Below are 15088 nucleotides of genomic sequence, written 5' to 3'. Positions count from 1 at the left end.
GGTGGTGACAACCACATGCAGGTAAGTGTTCGCGACAATAACGTCGAACAAGCGCTTCGCGCCCTGAAGAAAAAACTTCAGCGTGAAGGGGTGTTCCGCGAGATGAAGCTGAAGCAGCATTTCGAGAAGCCCTCGGTCAAGAAGGCTCGTGAAAAAGCCGAGGCCGTTCGCCGCGCCCGCAAGCTGGCCCGTAAAAAGGCACAACGCGAAGGCGCACTGTAAGACAAGCGACACAGTCGTTTTGAAAACCCCCGCACCCTGCGTGCGGGGGTTTTCTATATGGGTAGGGCAGTCATATAGGCAGGGCGGTGGTCTGAGCCACGGTTTTCAGCGAAAACGACGAATGCATCTGCGCCACGCCGGGCAGCTTGGCCAGCCGCGTGCGGTGAATGCGGGCAAAATCGTCGGTATCGGCGGCGACGACCTTCAACAGGTAATCCGCGGACCCGGCCATCAGGTGACATTCCAGAACATCGGGAATCGTGCGCACCGCCTTTTCAAAGGCGTCCAGCAATTCGTCGGCCTGCCCGGACAGGGTGATTTCCACGAAAACCGTGGTCGGACGTTCCAGCTTGCGCGCATCCAGAAGTGCGACATAGCCCTGAATCAGCCCGACCTCTTCCAGCCGCTGCACGCGACGGTGGCAGGCGCTGGGGGACAGCGCGACCTTGGCCGCCAGATCGGCATTGGTGATGCGCCCGTCGCGTTGCAGGGCGTTCAGAATGCGGCGATCTGTTGCGTCAATCTCGGACATCTGGGGATACTTTGCGCCGTTTTGCGGGTTTTGCAGAAGGTCCTGCCAGTCTAGCTGCGGCAGAGGCAAAAGAAAACGGCGCGAAGATGCCTCGCGCCGTTCTGAACCTCCGTAGGCGATCAGACGCGGTGCGCGCGCAGCTCGTCGCGGATTTCCATCAGCAGCTGTTCCTGGCTGGGACCGGCGGGGGCGGCAGCTTCCTCGGCCTCTTTCTTGCGCATGGTGCTGCTTTGCACCTTGTTGACTGCCTTCACCAGCAGGAAGACCGCCCATGCGATGATCAGGAAGTTGATGATCGCCGAGATGAACGAGCCCCATGCAAAGATCGAGGCGCCGGTATTGCGCGCGGCTTGCAGGCTGGCACCGGGCGGAACCTCGCCCTTCAGCACGAAGTAATGGCCGCTGAAATCCGTGCCGCCGGTCAACAGGCCGATGATCGGGTTGATGAGGTCGGCGACCAGAGAGTTGACGATGGCCGTGAACGCCGCGCCGATGATGATACCGACCGCAAGATCAACGACGTTGCCGCGGGCGATGAATTCCTTGAATTCCTTGATCATGTGCTTACCTTTTCTCAGACATGCCGACTGACGTGGGCCATAGTGGGCACATCATGCGGTGTAAATCCAGCAAAGACACGACAGGATAGTTTCCCAAATGGCAGATCTTTCCGATTTCGCGATCACCCGCCGTTGGCCGCCGGTCCGGCCGGATGTCATCCAGCTTTACACGCTGAACACGCCCAATGGCATCAAGACCTCGGTCATGCTTGAGGAATGCGGGCTGGCCTATGATGCCCATCGCATCAGCATCAGCGACCCGGAAGACCAGTTCACGCCCGAGTTTCTGTCGCTGAACCCCAATAACAAGATCCCTGCGATGATCGACCCGAACGGGCCGGGCGGGCAGCCGATCGGCCTGTTCGAGACCGGCGCGATGCTGATCTATCTGGGCGACAAGACCGGCCAGTTCCTGCCCGCCGAGGGCGCGGCGCGGTATCACACGATCCAGTGGCTGATGTGGCAGATGGGCGGGCTGGGGCCGATGTTCGGTCAGGTCGGCTATTTCCACCGCTACAAGGGATCCGAGATCGAGGATCCGCGCCCCCGCACCCGCTATTACAATGAGGCGCGGCGCATTCTGGGCGTGCTGGACCGTCAGCTTGACGGCCGCGACTGGATCACCGGCGAATATTCCATCGCCGACATGGCCGTCGCGCCCTGGCTGCGCACCGTTCGGGTCAACTATCAGGCGGAACAGGAAACCGGTATGGACGGTTTCGCCAATGTTCAGGCCTATCTGGAACGGTTTCTGGCCCGCCCTGCCGTTCAGCGCGGCATCGAGGTCGGCGCTGCCTGAACGCCCCCGCGCAAAAACAAAAGCCGGCACAATCGTGCCGGCTTTGTCGTTTTCAGGTGCTGCCGCCGATCAGAAGCGGAAGTTCACACCGACCTTGATGTTGTTGTATTTCGGGGTCGCTTCGGTGGTGACGCCGTCGAATTCCAGCTTTTCCTTGCCGAAGTTGGCGTATTCGTATTCGCCGGTCACCGACCATTTGTCGTTGATCTGCTTTTCAACGCCCAGACCGACGACATAGCCGGATTTGCTGAAGCTGTCTTCGAGGCCGTTCAGCTCATAATCCACGTCGATGCTGCCGACACCGGCGATGCCGTAAACCAGCATGTCGGGGCGCACGGCATAGCCGGTCTTGAAGCGCAGCGCGACCATGTGGTTGACCTTCGAGTCCATCTCGCCAGCGAAGCCGCTGTCGGTGATGCCGGTGGTGTCGCCCTTGATGTCGCCGCCTTCGATGCCCAGTTCCGGACCGAACACCCAGTTGCCGCGCTGCCAGCGGTAACCCAGACGCAGACCGGCATTGGCGCCTTTCAGCTCGGCTTCGCCGATGTCGCCAAGGAAGCTGTCGGTCGCGGTATCGGTGATGCCCACGCGGTCATCGCCCTTGAAGGCATAGCCCAGCGTCACACCGCCATAGGCACCCTGCCAGTCACCGACCGGCGCTTCGACCACAACGGGGGCCACGACAGGCTCGACCACCGGGGCAGCATAGCCACCGGCATAGGCGGCGGAGGCGCCGATGGTCAGAGAGGCGGTCGCGAAGGCAATCTTCTTCATCATCATAAGTCTCCTAAGGCAAAGCGGGCCAATCGTCAGCGAAAGGCGGCGCATAAGGGCTTTGCAAACAGTGTTCTGATCGTCAGGTAAGTCCAGGCCGGGCCCGCTGCAAGAAAACAAGCGACATGGTTGAAATACCAGCGCAAGGGCGCGACTCCTGTGCAACATTCATCCTGAAGTTGTGTAACATTGTCGCGACCGATGCAACGATCGCGACACGTAATCCGTCAAATGTCCAGATTTTCGACACTTAGCGCGTTCTGCTGAATGAAATCGCGGCGCGGTTCGACCACATCGCCCATCAGTTTGGTGAAGATGTCATCCGCCTCGCTGAGGTCTTCGATGCGCACTTGCAGCATGGTGCGGGCCACCGGGTCCAGCGTGGTTTCCCAAAGCTGGTCGGGGTTCATCTCGCCCAGACCCTTATAGCGCTGCAGCGACAGGCCCTTTTCGCCCTCAAGGAAGATTGCCGCCAGCAGGCTCAGCGGGCCGTGGATCGGCAGGGCGCGATCCTTGCGCACAAGCTGGGCGGACTGGCCATAGATCTCTTGCAGATTGGCGGTCATCGACCCAAGGCGGCGGCTTTCCCCGCTGCGCAGCATGGGACCGTCCAGCGTGCGGTTCTCTTCGACCCCGCGCAGGAAGCGGCTCAGCCGGATCCCGGCATCCTGCGTCGGACGGCCGGTCCAGCCGCGCTCATATTCCTCGGCGATCATGTCCAGACGGGCGGCGATGGCATCGGCCACGCCCTGCGCATCGGCATCGACGCGGCCCTGAACCAAAGCCCCGGCTATCGCGGCCTGTTCGGTGATATGCGCGGGATAATGCGTCGGATAGGACCGCAGCAGGCGGCGCACGGTGCGCGCCTCATCGACCACGCGTGCCAGATCCGCGCCCGAGATGTTTTCGCCATTCCCCAGACGCAGGCTGGCCCCGTCGATGCCCTGTTCGATCAGGTAATCTTCCAGCGCGGCCTCGTCTTTCAGATAGACCTCGGACCGGCCCCGGCTGACTTTGTAAAGCGGCGGCTGGGCGATATACAGGTGCCCCGCCTCGATCAGATCGGGCATCTGCCGGAAGAAGAAGGTCAAGAGCAGCGTGCGGATATGCGCGCCGTCCACATCGGCATCGGTCATGATGACGATCTTGTGGTAGCGCAGCTTGTTCAGATTGAATTCATCGCGCCCGATGCCGGTGCCAAGCGCGGTGATCAGCGTGCCGACCTGATCGCTGGACAGCATCCGGTCGAACCGCGCGCGCTCGACGTTCAGGATCTTGCCGCGCAAAGGCAGCACCGCCTGATTCTGGCGCGAGCGTCCCTGCTTTGCGGACCCACCTGCCGAGTCCCCCTCGACGATAAACAGTTCCGACAGCGAGGGGTCTTTCTCCTGACAGTCGGCCAATTTGCCGGGCAGGGATGCCACATCCATCGCGGTCTTGCGCCGGGTCAGTTCCCGCGCCTTGCGGGCGGCTTCGCGCGCCAATGCGGCCTCGATGATCTTGCCGACGATCTGCTTGGCCTCGGCGGGGTTTTCCTCGAACCACTCGGACAGCTTTTCATTCACAAGGCTTTCGACCGCCGGGCGAACCTCGCTGGACACCAGCTTGTCCTTGGTCTGGCTGCTGAATTTGGGATCGGGCACTTTCACAGACAGCACGCAGGTCAGGCCTTCGCGCGCATCGTCGCCGGTGAAGTCCACCTTTTCCCTTTTGCCGATGCCGCTGGTCTGGGCATAGCTGTTGATGACGCGGGTCAGCGCGCCACGGAAACCCGCCATATGCGTGCCGCCATCGCGCTGCGGGATGTTGTTGGTAAAGGGCAGCACCGTTTCGTGGTAGCTGTCATTCCACCACATCGCGACCTCGACGCCGATGCCGTTCTTCTCGCCTGTCATGAAGATCGGCTCGGCCATAACCGGGGTTTTCGAGCGGTCGATATATTTCACGAATTCCCGCACGCCGCCGTCATAGAACAGTTCGGTGCGCAGGGCTTCGGCGGGGCGCTCATCCTCAAGGATGATGCGGACGCCTGAATTCAGGAAGGCCAGTTCGCGCAGGCGGTTTTCCAGCGTCTTGAACACATAATCCAAATTAGAGAACGTGCCATCGCCGCCATCCGCCTTGGACGAGGCAAGAAACCGCACCTCGGTGCCCTTTTCGCCCGGCTCGGCATCGGCCACGACGCGCAGATGCTCGACCGTGTCGCCATGTTCAAAGCGGGCGTAATGTTCCTTGCCATTGCGCCAGATCCGCAGCTCCAGCCAGTCCGACAGCGCATTCACTACCGACACGCCCACGCCATGCAGCCCGCCCGAGACCTTGTAGCTGTTCTGGTCGAATTTGCCGCCGGCATGCAGCTGCGTCATGATGACTTCGGCCGCCGATACGCCCTCGGTCGGGTGCATGTCGACGGGGATGCCGCGGCCATTGTCGCGGACGGACACGCTGCTGTCGGCATGGATCTTGACGCGCACGAAATCGGCATGACCGGCCAGGGCCTCGTCGATGCCGTTATCCACCACCTCATATACCATGTGATGCAGGCCCGAGCCGTCGTCCGTGTCGCCGATATACATGCCGGGACGCTTGCGCACGGCTTCCAGGCCCTTGAGAACCTTGATGGAATCGGCGCCATATTCGACGGGCTGGGGGGCGGGTTCGGTCATTGATGTTTTATCCTGCCTTGGGCTTACATCTTATAGTGTGAGCCGCACGGAATGTCACGGGAAAGCCACAAGATTTGGTGGTCCGAAAGCCCCTTGCCGCCCCGCGTCACCCTTGGGCTTCTTCGTTCTTCAAATACTCATGCCGACAGTGCCGTCCGAACCGCCGCAGCCGGTTTTGCGAAAGCGCGCAAATGTCGTGCCGCACGCCGGATTGCGCGGTTGGCATGAGTATTTGGGGAACGAAGAAACGCAAGGCCGTGAGCGGGTTTCATGCCAGTCCCTGCTGATCCAGCAGGGTGATGCTGTCGCGGCTTTCGATCTCGATCACCCAGAGGTCGGGGTCGCGGCTGATATGGCGGGCGATCTCGGCGTCCATGTCGCGCTCGGCGCCTTGGCTGAGCTGGATCCACGGGCGCTGGTCGGTCTGGAAATCCCATTCCCGCGACCACAGGCTGGCGCGGCCGTCCAGCGTGGCACATTTGACCATCACCGCGCCTGCGGTGTCGTCGCCATGCCGGGTGACATAGGCGGGAATGTCGGACAGGTTCAGGCGGCGCAGATAGGCCGCGACCCAGATGCCCGCCGCGAGGCGCGCTTCAGCCATGGTTGGCCTCAGTCATTTGCCGCCTCAGGCATCGCCGTCGCGGAAATCCAGACCCATCTCGCTGTAGCGTTCGGATTCCTCAAGCCAGTTCTCGCGCACCTTGACCTGCAGGAACAGATGCACGTTGCGGCCCATGAATTCGACCATCTCGGCGCGGGCGGCCTGACCGACCGCCTTGATGGTTTCGCCGCCCTTGCCCAGCACGATGCCCTTGTGGCCGGGGCGGGCGACATAGACGATCTGATCGACGCGGGCACTGCCATCCTTTTTTTCCTCCCAGGCTTCGGTTTCCACCGTCAGCTGATAGGGAATTTCTTCGTGCAGGCGCAGCGTCAGCTTTTCACGGGTGATTTCGGCGGCAATCATGCGCATGGGCAGGTCGGCGACCTGATCTTCCGGATAAAGCCACGGGCCTGCGGGCACTTCGGCGGCCAGCCAGTCCATCAGATCGCCGCAGCCATAGCCCTTTTCGGCCGAGATCATGAAGGTCCTGGCAAAGGGGAATGTCTCATTCACCTGTTGCGACAGTTCCAGCAATTGCTCGGCCTTGACGCGGTCGATCTTGTTGATGACCAGCGCCACCGGGGTCTTGCCGGCATGGTCGCGCAGGCTGTCGATGATGGATTGCGCGCCATCGGTCAGGCCGCGATGCGCCTCGATCAGCAGCAGGATCAGATCGGCATCGGCAGCGCCGCCCCAGGCAGCCTTGACCATGCTGCGGTCCAGACGGCGGCGCGGGCGGAAGATGCCGGGCGTGTCGACGAACACCACTTGCGAGTCCTCGTGCATGGCGATGCCGCGGATGCGGGCGCGGGTCGTCTGCACCTTATGCGTCACGATCGAGACTTTCGCCCCGACCATCTGGTTCAGCAGAGTGGATTTCCCGGCATTGGGTTCGCCGATCAGGGCGACAAAGCCCGCGCGCGTTTCGGTCATGTGGTTCCTTCGATCTGCGTCAGCAGCGCGGTGGCTGCCGCCTGCTCGATGCTGCGTTTGGTGCCTTTGCCGGTGGCATTGGCTTCGCGGCCGTCATCCAGCCGCACGGTGATTTCAAATTCCGGCGCGTGGTCCGGGCCGGACCGCGCGGTCTGCACATAGCGGGGCGGACCCATGCCATGCGCCTGCGCCCATTCCTGAAGCGCGGTCTTGGCGTCGCGGCTGTCCTGATCGACGGTGGCCAGACGGTTGGCCCACAGCGTCAGGATCACGCGACGCGCCGCATCCAGTCCGGCATCCAGATAGATGGCCGCCAGCACCGCCTCCATGGCGTCGGCCAGAAGCGCCTCTTTGCGGCGGCCGCCCGACATCATTTCGGACCGGCCCAGTTTCAGCACCTCGCCCAGCCCGATTTCGCGCGCGACGGCCGCGCAGGTTTCGCCCTTGACCAGCGCGTTGTAGCGCGGGGCCATCTGGCCTTCGGTGGCGCTGCGGTCGCTGGTGAACAGCGCCTCGGCCATGGTCAGGCCCAGCACGCGGTCACCCAGAAATTCCAGCCGCTGATTGTCGGGTCGGGTCGCCGTCGAGATCGAGCCATGCGTCAGCGCGCGCACAAGCAGTTCCGGCCGGGCGAATTCATGGCCCAGCCGGTCCGAGAAGGCGTGCAGTTCGGCGGATAGTTTCATCGTGTCATCATGCCACGGCGGGCGCGGCAATGCTTCCTTAATCCACCGCCTTGAAGAAGCGGTCGGCGCGCCATGTCCAGAAATACAGAAGCGATTTGCCAGCCGAGGAGAACATGATCCGGTCGGCGCGGCCGATCAGGTATTCCGCCGGGACCATGCCCACGCCGCCCGCCGTCGCGGGCCAGCGCGAGTCGCCGGAATTGTCGCGGTTGTCGCCCATGAAGAAGTAATTGCCTTCCGGGACGGTGAATTCCGGCGTGTTGTCGCCCGGACCGTTCGCGGCAAGGTTCAGCACGTCATGGCTGACGCCGCCGGGCAGCGTTTCGGTAAAGCGTTCCGCCAGGCATTGGCCGTTTTCCGGCGGGCGGATCTGCGGCGGGCAGGGCATGCTTTCGCCCGGACCCTGCGGCTCCTGCACTTCGGCAAAGGTGCCGTTGGGCACCTGCGGCGCGGCCTCGCCGTTGATATAGAGGATGCCGTTGCGCATCTGCACGCGATCGCCCGGCAGGCCGATCAGCCGCTTGATGAAATCGTCGCCGCGCGTCGGGTGGCGGAAGACCACCACATCGCCGCGCTTGGGTTCCGAGGCCAGAATGCGGCCACTGATCGGGCAGGCCGAGAAGGGGCAGCTGACCGCCGAATAGCCGTAAGCCATCTTGTTCACGAACAGGAAGTCGCCGATCAGCAGCGTGTCCTTCATCGACCCCGAGGGGATCCAGAACGGCTGGAAGAACAGCGTGCGGAAGACGCCTGCGATCAGCAGCGCCCAGAAGATCGTCTTAACCGTTTCCCAGATGCCGCCATCCTTGCGGGCTTCGCTTTTGGCCATCTATGCCGTTCCCATCCTGCGAAAGTCCCGCGTTCATGGGGCGCGCCGGGCGGGAAAGTCAAGCCGAACTGCCGGGAATCAGCCGGGGATCACGTCGTCGGGAAGCGCCTCGATCACCACGAAGGCCTGTGCCCAAGGGTGATCGTCGGTCATGGTGACATGGACATGGGCGCGGTGACCGGGGGGCATCATTTTGGCCAGACGGTCGGCGGCCCAGCCGGTCAGTTGCATCGTCGGCTGGCCGGTGGCGAGGTTGCGCACCGCCATGTCCTTCCATGCGATGCCCATGGCAAGCCCGGTTCCCAAGGCTTTCGAGCAGGCTTCCTTTGCGGCCCAGCGTTTGGCCAGGGTTTCCGCCTCGCGCATGCGGCGGGCGGCAAGGGCCAGTTCGGTGTCGGTATAGACGCGTTTGCGGAAGCGGTCGCCGTGCCGGTCCAGCACCTTCGCGATGCGGTCGATATTGCACAGGTCGGTGCCGATGCCCAGGATCATCGCCCGGTCGTCCCGTCGCATGAGTATTTGGGGAACAGAGAAGTCATGTCCGCGCCGCATCCATCCGGCGGCGCATTTCCTGGATGGCCTTGTCCAGTCCGATGAAGACGGATTCGGCGATGAGGAAATGGCCGATGTTCAATTCCATGAATTCGGGGATGGCGGCGATGGGGCCGACCGTGTCGAAGGTCAGGCCGTGGCCCGCGTGGACCTCGAGCCCAAGGCTCGCGGCCAGCGCCGCGCCGTCGCGCAGGGCGGCCAGTTCGGCATCCCGTTCGGCGGGACGGCCTTCGGTGTCGAAATCGCAATAGGCGCCGGTATGCAGTTCCACCACGGCGGCGCCGATGCGGGCGGCGGCGCGGATCTGCGCTGGTTCATGGCCGATGAACAGCGACACCCGGCTGCCTGCGTCGCGCAAAGGGGCGATATAGCGGGCCAGCGCGGCCTCGTTTCCGGCCACGTCGAGGCCGCCTTCGGTGGTGCGTTCCTCGCGCTTTTCCGGGACGATGCAGACGGCATGCGGGCGGTGGCGCAGCGCGATGGTCTGCATTTCCGCCGTGGCCGCCATTTCCAGATTGAGCGGCAGGCGCAGCGCGGCCATCAGCTTGTCGATATCGGTATCCGAGATATGGCGGCGGTCTTCGCGCAGATGGGCGGTGATGCCGTCAGCACCGGCGTCCTCGGCCAGTTTCGCCGCGCGCACCGGATCGGGCCAGGGCGTGCCGCGCGCGTTGCGGATGGTGGCGACATGGTCGATATTCACGCCAAGACGAAGCATGGTTCCCCCAAGGTTTGCCGCCGCAGGTTTAGACGGAAGCGGGCGCAAGTCCAGATGCCGTGACCCACCAGCCGGGGTTTTCCGCAGCGATGGCATCTGCGGCCGCCTGCGCGGCGGGGGCATCCGCAAACAGCCCGAAGCAGGTCGCGCCCGATCCCGACATGCGCGGGAGCGCGGCCCCCGCAGCCTCCAGCGCGGCAAGGCAATCCGCGATCTGCGGCAGCAGCGCGATGGCCGGGGGCTGCAGATCGTTGCGGCATTCGGCAAGAAAGCCGATCAGTGCGGGCGCATCCGGGAAATCGGGCAAGAGGTCCGGCATCGGCGCATTGTCGCGTCGCGTCATCGCCTTGAAGACGGCGGGCGTGGACAGGGCCAGACGCGGGTTGACCAGCACCAGATGCAAGGGCGGCAGCGGGGGCAGCGGGGTCAGCAGCTCGCCCAGCCCCTGCATCCGCATCGGGCGGCTGGCAAGGCAGACCGGGACATCGGCCCCCAGATCCTGCGGCCGCCGGGGCTGTGCGCCAAGCGCCCGCAGCACCGCCGCCGCATCCGCCGAGCCGCCGCCGATGCCCGAAGCCACGGGCAGGTTCTTTTCCAGCGTGATCGCGACATCGCGGCCCGCCAGACGCGCGGCGCGCAGGCACAGATTGTCGGGATCCGCCGCCAGCCCCGCGGCGAAGGGCCCGGTCAGCGTCAGCGACAGCGGGCCGGGCGCAACCGTCACCACATCGCCCACGGTCAGAAACACCACCAGCGAATCCAGCAGGTGATAGCCATCGTCGCGGCGGCCCGTGACATGCAGGGCAAGGTTCAGCTTGGCGGGCGCAGGCTCGCGCCGGGGCAGGCCCATTCAGTCGCGCGGCGCGTCGGCGGCGGGGCGCGGCATGGGCAGCGTGCCGCCATTGGCCTTTTCCTCGGCCAGCACGGCACCAAGGCCACGGTCAAGCTTGACGCGGATGCGATGGGTTTCAGCCTCGGTCTCGGGCTTCAGCGACAGGGCGCGGTGCCATTGAATCTCGGCTTCGCGGTGGCGACCGGTCATCCAGTAGATGTCGCCCATATGGTCGTTGACCAAGGGGTCGCTGGCCATGGCCGAGACCGCGCGTTCCATGGGCGCCACGGCTTCGTCATAGCGGCCCAGCCGGTAATAGGCCCATGCCAGCGAATCAAGGATATAGCCGTCATCGGGGCGCAGATCGACGGCGCGCTGGATCAACTGCAGCGCCTCGTCCAGCTTTTCGTTGCGGTCGACAAGGCTGTAGCCCAGATAGTTCAGCACCTGCGCGCTGTCGGGGCGCAGCTTCAGGGCCTCGCGGAAATCGGCCTCGGCCTTGGGGAATTGCCCGGCGCGTTCCAGCGCGATGCCGCGCGCGTAAAGCGGGAACCATCGCGCTTCGCCCGCATCCGCACCGATCAGCGCCAGCGCCTTGTCATAGGCCGGGACCGCCTGCGCGAACTTGTCCTGCTGGCGCAGCAGATCGCCAAGCGCGATCCAGCCCTGCGGCAGGTCGGGATAGGCCGAGGTCAGCGACAGCGCGGCCTTTTCCGCATCGGGCAGCCGTTCGGCGCGGGTCAGGGCGTCGATGCGCGCCAGTTCCGCCATCGGGCGCATCTCGCCCAGCTCGCGCAGCGCCTCGAATTCCTGCTCGGCCAGATCGAACTGGCCGAAGCCTTGCAGCAACTGGGCCGTGACCAGCCGCGCCTCGCCCATGTCGGGGGCCAGATAGGTGGCCAGCCGCGCATGGATCAGCGCCAGAGGATCGGGGTCGTCATTGCTGGCCAGAACGCTGGCAAAGGTCAGATAGACCTGCGCAATGCCGTCGGCGGGGGTGCGGATGCTGTCGAAGGGCAGGGTCTCGCCCCTGGCAAGGCGGTCGCGCAGGCTGACAAGCTGGGGTTCCTCGGCAAAGCCGGGCGTGCCTTCCAGCATGGCGACGGCATCCTGATTGCGTTCAAGCTGCGACAGGATCTGCGCGCGGGCGATGACGCCAAGGATATGCGCGCCGGTATTGGGATCGGCCAGCAATTGCTCGGCCCCTTCGTAATCGCCGACCTTGGCCTTGGCCAGCGCCAGATGGTAATTCACCATCGGACGGGCGCCGCGCACCTTGCCCAGTTCCTCGAAGGCGGAAAGCGACTGGCGCGCATTGCCTGCGCCCAAAAGCGCCCATGCACGCACCATCTTGTCCAGCAGATCGGCACCGCCCGGCAAGGCCGCATCGCCCGCGGGCGGCGGCGGCGCGGTGTCGACGGCATTGACCAGATCCTGCCAGCGTTCCGCCTTGGCCAGCTCCGAGCGCTGCATCAGCCGGGCCAGTTCGGTGGCGCGGCCCTGATCGGACATGGTGACGGCCAGAGCGCCCGCCCGCTCCATCTCTCCGGCCGAGATCAGCGCGACCAGCGCGCTGTCTTGCAGGAACGCGTCGGTGTCGTCCTGCGCCATGGCCTGCAGGAAGTAATTGGCGGCGGTGGCGTAGTCGTTTTCGATCGCGGCCTGACGCGCGGCCAGATAGGGGCCGGACAGCCCGCGCAGCTCGGGGGCCGGGGCGGCGGGCGCGGCGGGGGTTTCGCGGTCGGCGGGGCGATGCCGGGGCGGCGTTTCCTGCGCAAGCTGCGGCAGCGCCAAGGCGGCACCCGTGGTCAGCGGCGCGGCGGTCAGCGCCATCAGCGCCAGCGAGATGAGTTTCTTCGTCACGGCTTGGCCCCAGTCCTTCGCGTCGTCAATATCGCGCGCCGACCCTAGCCGCCTTGTCGGCGATGGGCAACGCCGGGCGGTCCCCGGCGCTGCGGCTTTGGATCACATATTCGGGTAGTTCGGCCCATCTCCGCCCTGCGGCGTGGTCCAGTTGATGTTCTGGCTGGGATCCTTGATGTCGCAGGTTTTGCAATGCACGCAGTTCTGGAAGTTGATCTGGAATTTCGGGCCATTCTCGCCCTCCAGCACCTCATAGACGCCTGCCGGGCAGTAGCGTTGGGCGGGTTCGGCATATTCGGGCAGGTTCACCGCAATCGGGATCGAGGGGTCTTTCAGCCGCAGGTGGCAGGGCTGCGATTCCTCGTGATTGGTGAAGCTGAAGCTGACATTGGTCAGTCGGTCAAAGGACAGTTTGCCATCGGGCTTGGGATAGTCGATGGGCGTGTAATCGGCCGCCTTGCCGGTGGCCTGCGCATCGGTCTTGCCGTGTTTCCACGTCCCCAGCGGGTTCCAGCCGGTCAGGTTCGCCACCCACATGTCGAAGCCGCCCAAAGCCAGCGACGGCCACAGCCCAAGGCGCGACCACAGCGGCTTGACGTTGCGCACCGGGCGCAGATCCTTGCCGATGGCGCCGGTGCGCACTTCGGTTTCATAGTCGGAGAGCTCATCGCCCTCGCGGCCCGCGGCAATCGCCGCCGCCGCCGCGTCCGCCGCAGCGATGCCCGACAGCATGGCGTTGTGGTTGCCCTTGATGCGGGGCACGTTGACCAGCCCTGCGCTGCATCCCAGCAGCGCCGCACCCGGCACGACCATCTTGGGGATCGACTGGAAGCCGCCCTCGCTGATCGCCCGCGCGCCATAGGCCACGCGCTTGCCGCCCTCCAGCAGCTCGGCCACCACCGGGTGATGCTTGAAGCGCTGGAATTCCATATAGGGATACAGATAGGGGTTCTTGTAATTCAGGTGGACGACAAAGCCGACCAGCACCTGATTGCCGCCCAGATGATAGATGAAGCTGCCGCCGCCGGCATTCTTGCCCAAGGGCCAGCCCATCGTATGCGTCACGGTGCCGGGTTTCGCCTTGGCGGGGTCGATTTCCCAGATCTCTTTCATGCCAAGGCCGAATTTCTGCGGCTCATGCCCTGCGGACAGGTCGTATTTCGCGATCAGTTCCTTGGCCAGGCTGCCGCGCACGCCTTCGCTGATCAGGACGTATTTGCCGCGCAGCTCCATGCCCGGCTCATAGCCGGGGCCGGGGGTGCCGTCGCTGTTCAGTCCCATTTCGCCCGCGACGACGCCGACCACGCGGTCGCCGTCAAAGACCAGTTGCGAACAGGCCATGCCCGGAAAGATCTCGACCTCCAGCGCCTCGGCCTGCTCGGCCAGCCAGCGGCAGACATTGCCCATGCTGACGATGTATTTGCCATGGTTCGACATCAGGGGCGGCATGGGCCAGTTCGGCACGCGCATGTGGCCGCCTTCGCCAAGGATGAAGAAGTTATCCTCGGTCACCTCGGTTTCCACCGGAGCGCCTTTTTCTTTCCAGTCGGGGATCAGCTTGTCCAGACCCGCCGTGTCCAGCACCGCGCCGGACAGGATATGCGCGCCGATCTCGGAGCCCTTTTCCAGCAGCACCACGCTGAGTTCGGGATTGATCTGCTTCAACCGGATCGCCGCGGACAGGCCGGACGGCCCGCCACCCACGATCACAACGTCATATTCCATCGACTCGCGTTCGATCTCGGACATGGCTTGGCGCTGCTCCCTAGCTTTGTATTCGTTGCTGGCAGCACTAGCTTGGAAGACAGGCCACAGCAATCACAACGCGACGGCGACGTGTCGTAAAACGCCGGATTTACGCGGCAAGGCGCAGGATGGCGGTGCGCGACGACTGCGGGACTTGAAACGCTGCACCAATCGCGCCACCATGCCGTGAAGTTTATGGGACGCCTCCGGCCATGAAAAGCCGGGGGCGTTCCAACACCTTTGTTTCGCGCAGATTGATGCCGCCCAGGATGCGGCCGGAAGGACCCGAATGGAAAAGATACCGATGACCCGTGCGGGCTTTAACCAGCTTGACGCCGAGCTGCGCGACCTGCGCACGGTCGAGCGTCCTGCCGTGATCCGTGCCATCGCCGAAGCGCGCGAGCATGGCGATCTGTCCGAGAACGCAGAATACCACGCCGCCCGCGAAAAGCAGAGCTTCGTCGAAGGCCGCATCAAGGAACTTGAGGGGCTGATTTCGCGCGCCGAAGTCATCGACCCGGCGAAACTGTCGGGCAGCATCAAGTTCGGTGCGACCGTCACCCTGCTGGACGAGGCGACCGAGGAAGAGCGCACCTATCAGATCGTCGGCGAATCCGAGGCCGATCTGGAACGCGGTCTGCTGAACATCCGCTCGCCCCTGGCGCGCGCGCTGATCGGCAAGGACGAAGGCGACAGCGTCGAAGTCGTCACCCCCGGCGGCGGGAAATCCTATGAAATCATGTCGATCCGCTTCGTCTGAGGCCATGTG

Annotated in this window: 16 protein-coding genes; 3 read left to right on the top strand and 13 right to left on the bottom strand. The window is 64.2% G+C overall.

Features of this window, described 5'->3' with window-relative positions:
- Positions 1 to 15 precede the first annotated feature (15 nt).
- Positions 16 to 222, top strand: coding sequence for a 30S ribosomal protein S21 (gene rpsU / locus GL284_RS01225; RefSeq protein WP_011748553.1), 207 nt, complete (start codon positions 16 to 18; stop codon positions 220 to 222).
- A 70-nt stretch (positions 223 to 292) separates the two neighbouring features.
- On the opposite strand, the gene GL284_RS01220 is transcribed toward rpsU, so the two are convergent.
- Together GL284_RS01220 and mscL are read right to left on the bottom strand one after the other, a co-directional pair.
- Positions 293 to 754, bottom strand: coding sequence for an Lrp/AsnC family transcriptional regulator (locus tag GL284_RS01220; RefSeq protein ID WP_155042822.1), 462 nt, complete (start codon positions 752 to 754; stop codon positions 293 to 295).
- Positions 755 to 873: 119 nt separating this feature from the next.
- On the bottom strand, positions 874 to 1314 hold the full coding sequence (mscL, locus tag GL284_RS01215) for a large conductance mechanosensitive channel protein MscL (protein ID WP_155042821.1): 441 nt from the start codon (positions 1312 to 1314) through the stop codon (positions 874 to 876).
- A gap of 97 nt (positions 1315 to 1411) precedes the next feature.
- Here mscL and GL284_RS01210 point away from each other — a divergent pair, with 97 nt between their 5' ends.
- Positions 1412 to 2113 carry a glutathione S-transferase C-terminal domain-containing protein gene (locus tag GL284_RS01210; protein WP_155042820.1) on the top strand — a complete coding sequence of 234 codons (702 nt, stop codon included), beginning with the start codon at positions 1412 to 1414 and terminating at the stop codon, positions 2111 to 2113.
- Between the two features lie 69 nt (positions 2114 to 2182).
- Here the strand turns inward: GL284_RS01210 and GL284_RS01205 are convergent, their stop codons facing one another.
- The 11 genes from GL284_RS01205 to GL284_RS01155 form a co-directional block, all read right to left on the bottom strand.
- The gene (locus tag GL284_RS01205; RefSeq protein ID WP_155042819.1) at positions 2183 to 2890 is read right to left on the bottom strand and encodes an outer membrane protein; all 708 of its coding nucleotides are present in this window, start codon (positions 2888 to 2890) and stop codon (positions 2183 to 2185) included.
- Positions 2891 to 3114: 224 nt separating this feature from the next.
- Positions 3115 to 5553 carry a DNA topoisomerase (ATP-hydrolyzing) subunit B gene (gyrB, locus tag GL284_RS01200; protein WP_155042818.1) on the bottom strand — a complete coding sequence of 813 codons (2439 nt, stop codon included), beginning with the start codon at positions 5551 to 5553 and terminating at the stop codon, positions 3115 to 3117.
- Between the two features lie 268 nt (positions 5554 to 5821).
- Positions 5822 to 6157 carry a DUF1491 family protein gene (locus GL284_RS01195; protein ID WP_155042817.1) on the bottom strand — a complete coding sequence of 112 codons (336 nt, stop codon included), beginning with the start codon at positions 6155 to 6157 and terminating at the stop codon, positions 5822 to 5824.
- A gap of 24 nt (positions 6158 to 6181) precedes the next feature.
- On the bottom strand, positions 6182 to 7093 hold the full coding sequence (era, locus tag GL284_RS01190; RefSeq protein ID WP_155042816.1) for a GTPase Era: 912 nt from the start codon (positions 7091 to 7093) through the stop codon (positions 6182 to 6184).
- Positions 7090 to 7779 carry a ribonuclease III gene (gene rnc / locus GL284_RS01185; protein ID WP_155042815.1) on the bottom strand — a complete coding sequence of 230 codons (690 nt, stop codon included), beginning with the start codon at positions 7777 to 7779 and terminating at the stop codon, positions 7090 to 7092. The genes era and rnc overlap by 4 nt, the downstream gene beginning before the upstream one ends.
- A gap of 37 nt (positions 7780 to 7816) precedes the next feature.
- Complete coding sequence (gene lepB / locus GL284_RS01180) at positions 7817 to 8608, bottom strand: signal peptidase I (protein WP_155042814.1); 792 nt, start codon at positions 8606 to 8608, stop codon at positions 7817 to 7819.
- A gap of 78 nt (positions 8609 to 8686) precedes the next feature.
- A complete protein-coding gene (gene acpS / locus GL284_RS01175) occupies positions 8687 to 9100 on the bottom strand; it encodes a holo-ACP synthase (RefSeq protein ID WP_155042975.1) in 414 nt (137 codons plus the stop codon).
- 43 nt (positions 9101 to 9143) lie between these two features.
- Positions 9144 to 9878: a pyridoxine 5'-phosphate synthase gene (locus GL284_RS01170; protein ID WP_155042813.1), complete on the bottom strand. Its 735-nt coding sequence runs from the start codon at positions 9876 to 9878 to the stop codon at positions 9144 to 9146.
- Between the two features lie 28 nt (positions 9879 to 9906).
- Positions 9907 to 10728 (bottom strand): 4-(cytidine 5'-diphospho)-2-C-methyl-D-erythritol kinase, encoded by an 822-nt coding sequence (locus GL284_RS01165; RefSeq protein WP_155042812.1) that lies wholly within the window; start codon positions 10726 to 10728, stop codon positions 9907 to 9909.
- Positions 10729 to 12573 carry a tetratricopeptide repeat protein gene (locus tag GL284_RS01160; RefSeq protein ID WP_341870258.1) on the bottom strand — a complete coding sequence of 615 codons (1845 nt, stop codon included), beginning with the start codon at positions 12571 to 12573 and terminating at the stop codon, positions 10729 to 10731.
- A 102-nt stretch (positions 12574 to 12675) separates the two neighbouring features.
- Positions 12676 to 14322 (bottom strand): electron transfer flavoprotein-ubiquinone oxidoreductase, encoded by a 1647-nt coding sequence (locus GL284_RS01155; protein ID WP_155042811.1) that lies wholly within the window; start codon positions 14320 to 14322, stop codon positions 12676 to 12678.
- Positions 14323 to 14608: 286 nt separating this feature from the next.
- On the opposite strand from GL284_RS01155, the gene greA reads away from it, so the two are divergent.
- On the top strand, positions 14609 to 15079 hold the full coding sequence (gene greA, locus GL284_RS01150) for a transcription elongation factor GreA (protein ID WP_196216686.1): 471 nt from the start codon (positions 14609 to 14611) through the stop codon (positions 15077 to 15079).
- The last annotated feature ends 9 nt before the right edge of the window (positions 15080 to 15088 follow it).

It is taken from the genome of Paracoccus shanxieyensis (genome assembly GCF_009711265.1).
Classification (GTDB): domain Bacteria; phylum Pseudomonadota; class Alphaproteobacteria; order Rhodobacterales; family Rhodobacteraceae; genus Paracoccus; species Paracoccus shanxieyensis.
Note: the sequence above shows the minus strand (reverse complement) of the source record. Positions and strands in the feature narration are given on the sequence as shown.